Source organism: Pseudomonas oryzihabitans (genome assembly GCF_032027545.1).
Classification (GTDB): Bacteria; Pseudomonadota; Gammaproteobacteria; order Pseudomonadales; family Pseudomonadaceae; genus Chryseomonas; species Chryseomonas oryzihabitans_F.
Map to the genome: position 1 here is coordinate 1 of NZ_JAVSJB010000042.1, position 10,316 is coordinate 10,316.

General features: G+C 60.2%; 10 protein-coding genes. 5 read left to right on the top strand and 5 right to left on the bottom strand.

Annotated features, from left to right (window positions below):
• On the bottom strand, positions 1-1,071 hold a 1,071-nt coding region (locus RND78_RS26955; RefSeq protein WP_409457143.1), incomplete at its 3' end, for a TonB-dependent siderophore receptor.
• A gap of 428 nt (positions 1,072-1,499) precedes the next feature.
• The gene (locus tag RND78_RS26960; RefSeq protein ID WP_312733209.1) at positions 1,500-3,710 is read right to left on the bottom strand and encodes a TonB-dependent hemoglobin/transferrin/lactoferrin family receptor; all 2,211 of its coding nucleotides are present in this window, start codon (positions 3,708-3,710) and stop codon (positions 1,500-1,502) included.
• A 158-nt stretch (positions 3,711-3,868) separates the two neighbouring features.
• Here RND78_RS26960 and RND78_RS26965 point away from each other — a divergent pair, with 158 nt between their 5' ends.
• The 5 genes from RND78_RS26965 (at position 3,869) to RND78_RS26985 (ending at position 8,000) form a co-directional block, all read left to right on the top strand.
• On the top strand, positions 3,869-4,915 hold the full coding sequence (locus RND78_RS26965; RefSeq protein ID WP_312733211.1) for a ChuX/HutX family heme-like substrate-binding protein: 1,047 nt from the start codon (positions 3,869-3,871) through the stop codon (positions 4,913-4,915).
• Positions 4,912-5,763, top strand: a complete 852-nt coding sequence (locus tag RND78_RS26970) for a hemin ABC transporter substrate-binding protein (protein WP_312733213.1) — start codon at positions 4,912-4,914, stop codon at positions 5,761-5,763. Before RND78_RS26965 ends, RND78_RS26970 begins: the two co-directional genes overlap by 4 nt.
• Positions 5,760-6,788, top strand: coding sequence for a FecCD family ABC transporter permease (locus tag RND78_RS26975; protein WP_312733215.1), 1,029 nt, complete (start codon positions 5,760-5,762; stop codon positions 6,786-6,788). The genes RND78_RS26970 and RND78_RS26975 overlap by 4 nt, the downstream gene beginning before the upstream one ends.
• Entirely contained in the window at positions 6,788-7,555 is a 768-nt protein-coding gene (locus RND78_RS26980) for a heme ABC transporter ATP-binding protein (protein WP_312733228.1), read from the top strand. Before RND78_RS26975 ends, RND78_RS26980 begins: the two co-directional genes overlap by 1 nt.
• A 316-nt stretch (positions 7,556-7,871) precedes the next feature.
• Positions 7,872-8,000 carry a hypothetical protein gene (locus RND78_RS26985; RefSeq protein WP_312733217.1) on the top strand — a complete coding sequence of 43 codons (129 nt, stop codon included), beginning with the start codon at positions 7,872-7,874 and terminating at the stop codon, positions 7,998-8,000.
• On the opposite strand, the gene pilM is transcribed toward RND78_RS26985, so the two are convergent.
• Genes pilM through pilV form a run of 3 tightly spaced genes read right to left on the bottom strand, consistent with a single transcriptional unit; the run spans position 7,997 to position 10,030 of the window.
• Positions 7,997-8,434, bottom strand: a complete 438-nt coding sequence (gene pilM / locus RND78_RS26990) for a type IV pilus biogenesis protein PilM (RefSeq protein ID WP_312733219.1) — start codon at positions 8,432-8,434, stop codon at positions 7,997-7,999. The two genes, RND78_RS26985 and pilM, sit on opposite strands and share 4 nt — an antisense overlap.
• Positions 8,435-8,437: 3 nt before the next feature.
• A complete protein-coding gene (locus tag RND78_RS26995; RefSeq protein WP_312733222.1) occupies positions 8,438-8,656 on the bottom strand; it encodes a hypothetical protein in 219 nt (72 codons plus the stop codon).
• A 9-nt stretch (positions 8,657-8,665) separates the two neighbouring features.
• Entirely contained in the window at positions 8,666-10,030 is a 1,365-nt protein-coding gene (gene pilV, locus RND78_RS27000) for a shufflon system plasmid conjugative transfer pilus tip adhesin PilV (protein WP_312733224.1), read from the bottom strand.
• Positions 10,031-10,316 lie beyond the last annotated feature (286 nt).

Below are 10,316 nucleotides of genomic sequence, written 5' to 3' on the forward strand. Positions count from 1 at the left end.
TACTTGCTGCTTCCCGATGAAATCCCAACTGAGGTAGTCGGTTTCGTAATCGTAATGACCCCCGTTTGCTTGACGCGTCAGATTGCCATTCGTAGCGACCGCGGTCGGTTGCGCGAAGGATAAACCATAACGATCATTGTTCCAGGCATACGTCAGCCTAGTCTTCCAGTCATCGCTGATCTGGTACTCGAAGCGGGCACTGGCGGTCTCGGTAATGCCTTCGGTCTGGGCCCATTTCTCGTCGAGGCGCTTGTCGTAGCTGGCGCCGCTTGGATGGCCGTTGACGAACACGGCGCCGCGGTCCACCGGGCCGGTGTAGTCGTTGTAGGAGTAGGCCAGGGTCAGGCTGGCGCGCTCGCCGGTCCATGACAGCGACGGCGCCACCAGGGTGTGCTGGTCCACGCCGTAGTTGCGCCAGTAGTCTTCGCTCTGGCGCTCGGCGACCAGGCGATAGGCCAGGCCGGTATCGCCAATAGGACCGGTGGTGTCCAGGCCCAGGCTGCCGCCGCCTTCGCTGTAGGCCGAGCCGCTCAGGGTGGTGCGCTGCTGATATTGCGGCTGCTTGCTGACCACATTGATCAGCCCGCCCGGTTCGAGGGCGCCATAGAGCAGGGAGGCCGGGCCCTTGAGCACCTCGACGCGCTCGGCGGTGGCATCGAAGTTGTGCGACAGGTTCGAGCGCACGCCATCGCGGAAGATGGAGCCATCGGCGTTGGTGCCGAAGCCGCGCTTGACGAAGGCGTCCTTGGTGCCGGCCAGGGTGTTGCCCTGGGTGACGCCACTGACGAATTTCGAGGCATCGTCCAGGGACCGCACCTCGTAGTCCTGGATCAGCTGCGGGGTGACGGTCTGCACCGACTGGGCTTCTTCCTTAATGGGCACGTCGCTCTTGCTGGCGGTGGAGGCGGTAGCCGCCCGATAGCCTTCGTCCGCCTCGGTAGCCGTGGTGGAGATGTCCATGGGCGCGAGGGTGGTGTTCTCCGCCGCCAGCAGTCCCGAACTGGTCGCCAGGGCTAGGGTGCTGAGGGCGAAGGGAGCGAAGCGGCGCAGGGCTCTGGGCTGGGCGTTCAAGGGCGGTCTCGGAGGGGGCTGGAGAGAATGGCGGCGATTCTATGTTGATAGTCATTCCCAAGTAAATCGGTGGCTCGTCAACCTTGTGTATCGCTAGGGTAAATTTAGGAAAGGAATAACTCTCGAGCCACCGTTTGCTCGTAAGCCTCTCTCGCTCAAGTAAGCGCCTGGGAATCCGAGATATTCCAAGCGCTCATTGAGTCGAACGGGCGGGGATTTGTGTTAGACGGCAGCAATCAGAAGTTTGACTGTGGCCAGTTCCACTACCCCCCTATGACCTCAACTGCTACAAGCTCGTACCTACGATGACGCGCGGCAGGTGGAAAGCCTGTAGCAGTCCACCATCAAATACTCGCGTACGTCGCTAGGTTTGGAAGATATAATCTGACTGTTGTCCCCGTCATTCCTCCGGGCAACAGCTAGGCTGATCAGATGTTCCAGACGATATTCACCGCAGCATTGCGACCTGGCTGGGTCAGTCGATCCAGATTGGCCGGTGCCAAAAAACCTGCCTCGCCGGTGGTGTCGTAGCCGCGTACATCGTCCCAGAGCCAGTATTTCTTGTCGGTCAGGTTATAGATGCCTGCGCTGACGGTGACATCGCGGGTAACTCGGTAGTAGCCACTGAGATCGAGTACGCCAAAGCCTGGGGTGCGGAACTTGTTGGCGCCATCGGCTGCGTAATAGGAACTGTCATCCACACGCATTTTACGTTGAGTCACCGTCCAATCCAGACGCGCGCCATAGGTTTTTCCGGGCTGATCGTAACCAAGGCTGAAAACGCCGGTCAGCGGGTTGACGCTGTTGAGCGGCGCGCCACTGTCATCGTTACGGCCCCAGGCATAGGCAGCAGACGCCTCGCTGTAAACACCAGCCGGGAGGCCCAGGCTGTCGAGATCCAGGTGACCGCGTGCCTCGGCCCCCTTTATGGTGGCGTGATCGATGTTGTTGGACTGGAAGACCGTATAGCTGCCACTCCCACCCAAGGCGTCTTCCTGGATGAAGTCGCGATATTTGTTGTAGAACACGGACAGGCTGAAGCTACCTTGATCAAAGTGCCCGCGCAGCCCCAACTCGACGCCACGGCTAGTTTCCGGCTGGAGATCAGAGTTGCCGAGTACCTGATAGCCAGCGCTTTCATTGGTGAAGTTGCCGTACAGGGCCTTGGGGGTTGGGGTTCTGAAACCTTCGGCATATTGGCCGTATGCACTGTAGTTGTCGTTGAACCTGTAGGTCACGCCTAACTTGGGTGATACGTGGTGCCAGCGCTTTTCCGAATCGTCGAATACGGTCGTACGGGCAAGGCCAGCCCGGTATTCGGCCGTGGCGTGGGGATCGAGGGTCTCCTGATCGAAGCGAACCCCGGGCAAGAAGGTCCAGGCGCCATAGTCGATCTGGTCCTGCACGAACACGCCGAGGCTGTTGATCTGCGGCGCAGGAAAGTCGCTGACAAGGAGATTGCCCACCCCAGCGGAGGTGGTACCCGAGCGCAAGCCATCGACGTCTTCGTGGCGGTAGTTCAGCCCGTAAGTCAACAGGTGCAGAGTATCTCCCAGGGCGAAGGCCTTATCGAAGCTGTTATCGAAGTTCCAGGTGCGCTCTTCATAGGTGGTCTTGCGGTAATAGCTGGAGGCGCTATTGGGCTGATAGGTACGCTGGTCGGTACCGCCATTCTGGTAGGCGAGCAGAGCTGTCCAGTGATCCGCGAACGGAGTGTCCAGTGCCAAACGGTTTTCCAGGCTGTAGCGCTCCCGCTCGACCTCGTCGACAACATTACGGCCAAGATAGGTGCGCGTTGCGAAACCGGCGATGGATGTCGGGGCGCTGCGGATGTCGCCGTCCAGGCGTGAGTGAGACCGCTCGTATGTTGCTTGCAGGCGGTTATCTTCACCGTAGTGGTAGCCGATCTTGGCCAAGACGTTATTGCTATCGTTGTCTTCAGGGTTGGCTTCGGTGCGCGTGGCGCCGAGCCCGGCTTGGTCGCCATAGGATTCGGTTTCGTGACCGCTGCGTTTGCCGTAGTGCAGCAGCGCATTTAGGTCTCCGGCCCGCCCGGCTAAGGTGCCAGAGGTGAGCCAGCTGTGGTCCGCCGAACTGTAGCCCGTTTTCAGGCGGGCGGCCGTGTCACGGCCATCCTGTAAAAGATCTTCTGGATCTAACGTGAAATAGCTGACCGTACCGCCAATAGCGTCGCTGCCGTAGAGGGCGGACGCAGGCCCGCGGAGTATCTCCACGCGCTTGATCAGATCCGGATCGACGTAGTTGCGTCGAGTGTTGGCGTAGGGACCAAAGGCATAGGCATTGGGCACGGCAACGCCGTCGATCTGCGTGAGGATCCGGTTACCGTCAATACCGCGGATGTTGTACCCGCTAATCCCCGAGGCGTGCCCTGTCCCGCCAACGGACACACCAGCCTCGTGTCGTACTAAATCTTTAATCGTATTGACATTTCCACGATCTAGGTCTTCGCGGCTTTGTACCGTCACGGTATTGGGAACCTGATCGACCGCCTGCTCGGTAAGTGTTGCCGTTACCGTGGTAGCAGGTAGGGTCGTCGGCGTATCGCTGGCACTTGCCGCGAGCGGAAGCAAATAGATCAACCCGGCCAGTGGAAGCAGGGAGAAAGGAGGGCGAGCCATGAGTGCGAGTCCAGAAAGGTAGGAGGTGACAATAATTATCATTTGCACTGGATTCGTAAAGAGTTTTGAGAATCAGTAGTGTAAATTAATGGTAATCATTCCCATTTTTGCGCCTTAGCTTTCTAGACTCGAGGCCCTTGACTACCTGGAGATTCTGCATGACGTCCTACGCATCCACTTCAACGCTTCAGTCGGCTTGGCGGCTGCTGCTGCAGGAACAACCCAATATCCGTGCCCGCGATGCTGCCACTTACCTCAAGGTGAGCGAGGCGGAGCTTGTGGCATGTCGGCTTGGAGAGGAATCGATCAGACTGCGCCCTGAGTGGAAGCTGCTATTAGGCGCGTTGGCAAACCTGGGCGAAGTCATGGCACTCACTCGAAATGAGCATTGCGTACATGAGCGCCGTGGCTGCTATCGTGAGCTGAGCGTGGCCGCCAACGGTCGGATGGGCTTGGTGGTATCGGCGGATATTGATCTGCGCCTGTTCCTATCGGGCTGGAGCTATGCATTTGCGGTGGACGAACCCACTGTGCGCGGCACGCTGCGTAGCCTGCAGATTTTCGACCGGCAGGGCATCGCCATCCATAAGGTGTATCTCAGTGGAACCAGCGATCTTGCGGCTTGGGAGTTGCTCAAAGCGCGATTCTGCGAGGAGGTGCAGTCCGCTAAGTTGGACCTGGACGAGTTGCCGGCCAAGGCCGAGCCGCATGCCGATTCCGGTATCGACATCGACGCTCTGAAAGCAGGTTGGGCTGCGTTGAAGGACACCCATCATTTCCATGCGCTGCTTCAGAACTTGAATGTCGCCAGAACCCAGGCACTTCGCCTCGTTGGTTCCGAATGGGCACACTCCCTACCCGTGACCTCCCTCCCCCACGCACTGGAACTCGCGGCCGCGCGAGAAGTGCCGATCATGGTTTTCGTGGGAAATCGTCACTGCATACAGATCCACACCGGCCCCGTGTCGAATCTGGCCTGGCGCGACAGCTGGTTCAACGTCTTGGATCCCGCCTTCAATCTGCATCTACAAACGACAGGCGTCAGCGAACTCTGGTTGGTACGTAAACCCAGCGTAGACGGGCTAATCACCAGCTTGGAAGCCTTCTCTGCTGAGGGAGAGCTCGTTGTGCAACTCTTTGGTGCGCGCAAGCCCGGTCAGCCGGAACTCATGGCCTGGAGCCAATTGGCGGAGTCGCTGCGATGAAGGCACGCCTATGGCTGACCGGAATGTTAGCTGCTTTGGTGAGCACCTTGGGAGTAGCCTCCGAGGCACCTCAACGGGTTGTGAGCGCGGGCGGCGCTTTAAGCGAATGGATCGTCGTCCTGGGCGGCGAAGCCCAGCTTGTGGGGGTGGACACCACAAGCCGGCATCCTAGCAGTCTTACCGCTCTGCCCAGTATCGGTTATCAGCGCCAACTCAGTGCCGAAGGCATATTGGGCTTGCGAGCGCAGATGTTGGTAGGCACGGATGAGATGGGGCCGCCGGACGTGCTGGACCAGCTTCGCATGGCAGGTGTGCGAATCGAAATCCTATCCAGTCGCGCCGATGAAGCCACCTTGGCGGCGAATCTGCAAAAGCTGGGGCAGCTCTTAGGGCGCCAGACCAACGCTCAGACTGCCTTACACGCCTTTCACGACCAGATGAACGCTATCGCTAGCAAGGTCGCACCGGAACGCATGCCCGGTGTGTTGGTGTTGTTAGGTGGCATGGGCAGTCACCCTCTGGTGGCCGGCCGAGACACCGTCGGCAGTTGGATGTTGGAGAAAGCCGGGGCCCATAACTTAGCGACGTACGAGGGCTATAAGGGGCTTTCGGAAGAAGTACTGTTGGGGCTTGATCCTCAAGCGTTGGTTCTCGCGGACCGCCGCGATAATTCTGATGCGGCGCAAACAGCTCTGGCGGCTCAGAGTCCCGCGTTGGCCAACTCCCGAGCGCTGCGTGAGGGTCATGTGCTGACCCTGGATCCCACGCTATTGGTTGGCGGACTGGGTCCGCGTTTGCCGGATGCCGTAGCTCGGTTGTCAGAGGCGCTCAAGCGCACTGCGCCATGAGTTATCGGGTGGCACCAGCTGTGGTGATGGGTAGTCTCGCAGTCTTGACCCTACTCGCCTGTCTACTCTCTCTGGCGTTTGGGCCCATGCGTCTGCCGCTGGGAGAGATGGTCTGTGCACTCGGCTATCTGGCGGGATTACCACTTGAGCCATCGAGCCAAGCCTTGCTGGTCATCGGCCAGATCCGTCTCCCGCGCATGCTTATCGGTTTGACTATCGGAAGCATACTCTCGGGCACAGGCGTTGCCATGCAGGCGTTATTTAGAAATCCACTCGCCGATCCTGCGTTGATCGGCGTTTCTGCGGGCGCGGCGTTGGGTGCGGCGCTGGCGATTAATGGTTTAGGTACGGACTGGACGAGCCCAACGCTACGTCCGTACCTAGTCTCGGGCTACGCGTTTCTTGGCGGCCTGGCCATCACAATGGTGGTGTACCGACTGGGTTCGGTCCATGGGCAGACACGAGTGGGTACCATGTTGCTGGCTGGTGTTGCCCTTACCGCTATGGCCGGTGCCCTGGTGGGACTACTGAGCTATCTGGCCGACGACGCTACTTTGCGTCAGATGACCACGTGGAGCATGGGTAGCCTTGGGGGCGCGAGCTACGCCCGGTTATGGCCCCTGGTTCTGCTGGCATTGCCAATACTTTTCTGGTTACCCCGACGCAGCAAAGCCCTCAACTTGTTGTTACTCGGAGAATCCGAGGCGCGGCACTTGGGTATCAACGTAGAGCGGCTCAAACAAGAGTTGGTGTTAGTCACCGCCCTAGGCGTTGGTGCTTGCGTAGCGGCAGCTGGGCTGATCGGGTTCGTCGGGCTGGTCGTCCCTCACATTTTGCGCTTGTTGATAGGGCCGGATCACCGAGTGCTTCTTCCTGCCGCCCTATTGGGCGGCGCGGGCTTCCTGCTTCTTGCCGATCTCACCGCGCGATTGCTGCTGGCGCCTGCAGAGTTGCCTATCGGGATCGTCACGGCCTTAATCGGCGCGCCGCTCTTTCTCTTTTTGCTATTACGTCGAGGAGCATGATGCTCGAGCTGCGAAACGCGGGTTTCGAACAGGCAGGCAAGTGGCGATTGCAGCCTTTGGATCTGACGGTGACTGGAGGAGAGGTCATGGGGATCCTAGGGCCTAATGGTGCCGGTAAAAGCACCTTGCTCGGCCTCATGGCGGGAGAAGTGATCCCAACCGCTGGCGCCGTGATGCTGGATGGATTCCCCTTGCCGCATTGGACCGGCCTTGAGCGGGCTTTGCGGTTGGCGGTCTTACCTCAAACGGCGACACTCGGCTTCGAATTCACCGTAGAAGAAGTCATTAGTTTCGGTCGCAGCCCCCATAACACAGGCTTAGCTACAGATAATGCGCTCATAGGCCAGCTGCTGCTAGCCTGCGACCTGGCACCTTTGCGACACCGTAGCTATCTGCAACTCTCCGGCGGGGAACGTCAGAGGGTGCAGATCGCTCGGGTAATGGCACAGCTTTCACCCGCCGCGTACGGTAAGGTGCTTTTGCTGGATGAGCCGGTCGCCGCGCTCGATCCACGACACCAGCATCGAACGCTGAGGCTTGCACGAGAAGCTGCAGGGGAGGGAGCGGCGGTTGTCGTCGTTCTTCATGATCTAAACCTTGCGGCCCGCTATTGCGACCGTCTTCTCCTGCTTGAACGAGGCTGCGTCGTTGCTCTGGGTATACCAGGGCAGGTGCTTCGGGCGGACTGGTTGGAGAGGCTATTTGGTTTGCCCGTGATCATCCAACAACATCCGCAACTTGGACACCCGCTGGTTGTAGTGCAGTAAACGGTCGATACCCAAATACCAGCCTTCCGCGACGCATTACCACTGAAGCTATGCACGATCAAAGGAGGTTAGGAGTACACGCCTCAAAATATCATAAGTCAATTACGTGCGCGTGATGTATACCATGTGACCCACACGCTTCGTAGCTTCACTTCGAGACCCATATGCTTTGGAGCTTCATCGATCGCCTCTCTGCCTTGATCCAGTCCTGCCAGTCACACCCCGAAACCTTCCATTGGTCCATGCCGTTGGACGGCTGCCTGAATTTTCGTGCTACCCAACCGATCCAGAATGATCTCCTATCAAGGATCTCAGCATGGACACCGAAGACCATCCGACCGACATGATCGCTGCCACCGCCAGTGGCCTGATGATGGCTCTGACATTGACCGCTGGCGTCGTTCTGGCGGGCGGCGTTGCCCTGCTTGCCGAACTGTTCGTCTAGCGGTAGGCCACGGCTGCGCCGGTAGGGACGGCTGCTTGGAGGGCGATACCGGTAGCGCCAGACGAGGGGCTGACCAGTTGCCCGTTCGTGGCGTAGCCCACCGCGGCGGATACGGTGAGCTCGGCCAGCGTCGTCACCAAGCCATTGGGGGGCGCTGCGTAGTAGGCGTAGCTGGATCCGGCCTGCACATAGCCGCTCACCCCTGCTGCGTGCACCAACCAGGTGGGCAACGTCAACGCGGAATCCGCCGGCGCGCCCGAGAGGCCCGGGTTGTTGTAGGCGTACTCGGCCAGCGCGTTCCGGTAGATCAGCAGATTATGGGAAAGCGCAGAGACGTCGAGGGTCTGACAACGGTTGTCGCTGCGCGGCAGCTGCTCGCTGAGCAGCCCGGCTCCGGCGAGCATTACCACCAGAATGATCCACAGCATAGGCATGACCTAGCCCACCTTCCGGCTCAAGCGCTTTTGCTCCTGCACCAGGGTCTCGAGCTGCTCCGGATCGATCATCTCCTCGAGCAAGGTATCCACCTGGTGTAACAGCTCACGGGCCTGATGGGTCCCCGGCTCGTCGAGGGCCATGGTTTCCAGCGTCTGCTGCTGGACACGCACAGCGCTGGCCAGCAGGCGCAGCGCTAGCAGGGTCGGAATGTCGTACATGCGGCTGCCTCAGAATTCACAGCAGAAGATGGTGGCATAGTCGTTTTCGCCGATGGCAATGTTGGGCGTGGTCGCCCACCGCTGCCTACTGCCGCCGGTGTCCCAACCCACCTTGGTCCCGACGGGGCAGGCGTAGGTCGTCACGTCGTTGGTGGAGTAACCGGGAATGGTGTAGGCGTGGCAGGTAGGCGTCTTGCCGGCCTGGCGCTTCCACAACCCGCTCTGGCAGGAAAGCAAGGCGCCGCCACCGTCGCGGCTGACCAAGCCGTTGGTGGCGCAGCCCGCGTTTTCCGTCGCCGAGCCGATCAGCTGGATGTACTCACCAACGTACGTCCTGCCGTCGGAGAACAGGCTGTTCCCGCGCATTTGGCCGGACGTATACACGTTCTTGCCGGCGTAGGCCCGTACCCAGTCGCTGTCGGTCATGTGCCAGCCGCCGCCCCATTTTTCGCTGTACCAGCCAGTGTCTCCGCGGGTCCTGAACCAGCCCTCGGTGTACGTCTCCCCCGACATACTGGCCGTGACGCCCTGGACGTTGCCCCGCGCGTACATCGAGCCGGTGGTGGTATCGCCAGAGACCGCGACGTTGCCGCCGACCGTGGCGGTACCGTTCATGGTGGCATTGCCCTGCAGGTAGAGAGAGCCTGCCCGGACGTCGCCGCCCGCATTGACGGTGCCGTTCAGGGTGGCATTGCCGTTGAGGTAGATCGATCCGGCATGCACGTCACCGCCGGCATTGACCGTGCCATTGAGATTCATGTTGCCGGTGGCATTGATGGTCGCGGCATTGTTGATGTCATTGCCGCCCATGTTCAGGGCGGTGTTCATCCGGTTCAGCTCGGGCTTGCCGGCCACGGCATTGCGGTAGAGATAGTCGTTGGCCAGGGTGCCGTCCTGCAGGAACAGGGCACTGGCGGTGTGACCCGCGCCCGGGTTTACCCCGTAGTTACTCAGGGTCAGCGACCAGCCTCCGCGCACGCCCTGGATGATGCCAGTGTTGGCCACCGGCACGAAGCCGCCCGGGGCGCCAAGGTTCTCGGCGATCTCGCGAGTGCCCATTTCATCGATGGCCTGGCCGCCGGTGGTAAGCACGATGGATTCGAGCTGGTTGGTCGCCACCCGTCTGGCCAGCACCACGAAGGTCTGGCCAAAGGCATTGGCATCCGTGAACCCAGCGGGGAGGTAGTTGGTGTTGCGCAGCATCGCCGGTGTGATCTGCGCCGGCGTCGTGGTACCGGCCGCGGCGTAGACGGTGGCGAAGTTGTCCTTGAGGTACTTGGCCGCCACGTCGGCAACCTGCTTTTGCTGGTCTGCGGCGATCTGGTAATACTGCGAGTCCATCTGGTTGGCCACCAGGACCGCAGTTCCGGTCATGACGGCAGCGAAGACAATCAGACCAAAAAGCATGTCCAGGGCGATGAAGCGCCGCGCCGGCGGGCTTAGGTTTGACTACCTGTACGGATGTAGCGTTCGTAAGAGGGTCCGTAGACTTGGCCGGCGTGGTGGAAGTCTCCAGCGGTTTGGCAGCAGGTACAGGGGCAACGGTCACCAGTCGAACTGGGGGTAGTGGATACCGGCTTGGTGGCAGCTCTGATCGGGGTAGACAAGGGCACAGCAGCGTAGCGCTGGCCCTCCGGCAACTGATAGCCCGGGCGGAGCA

Bases quoted from the DNA above. Each gene is read 5' to 3' on its own strand.
- RND78_RS26960 (WP_312733209.1), bottom strand. From the start codon at position 3,710: ATGGCTCGCCCTCCTTTCTCCCTGCTTCCACTGGCCGGGTTGATCTAT.
- RND78_RS26965 (WP_312733211.1), top strand. From the start codon at position 3,869: ATGACGTCCTACGCATCCACTTCAACGCTTCAGTCGGCTTGGCGGCTG.
- RND78_RS26970 (WP_312733213.1), top strand. From the start codon at position 4,912: ATGAAGGCACGCCTATGGCTGACCGGAATGTTAGCTGCTTTGGTGAGC.
- RND78_RS26975 (WP_312733215.1), top strand. From the start codon at position 5,760: ATGAGTTATCGGGTGGCACCAGCTGTGGTGATGGGTAGTCTCGCAGTC.
- RND78_RS26980 (WP_312733228.1), top strand. From the start codon at position 6,788: ATGCTCGAGCTGCGAAACGCGGGTTTCGAACAGGCAGGCAAGTGGCGA.
- RND78_RS26985 (WP_312733217.1), top strand. From the start codon at position 7,872: ATGGACACCGAAGACCATCCGACCGACATGATCGCTGCCACCGCCAGT.
- pilM (WP_312733219.1), bottom strand. From the start codon at position 8,434: ATGCCTATGCTGTGGATCATTCTGGTGGTAATGCTCGCCGGAGCCGGG.
- RND78_RS26995 (WP_312733222.1), bottom strand. From the start codon at position 8,656: ATGTACGACATTCCGACCCTGCTAGCGCTGCGCCTGCTGGCCAGCGCT.
- pilV (WP_312733224.1), bottom strand. From the start codon at position 10,030: ATGACCGGAACTGCGGTCCTGGTGGCCAACCAGATGGACTCGCAGTAT.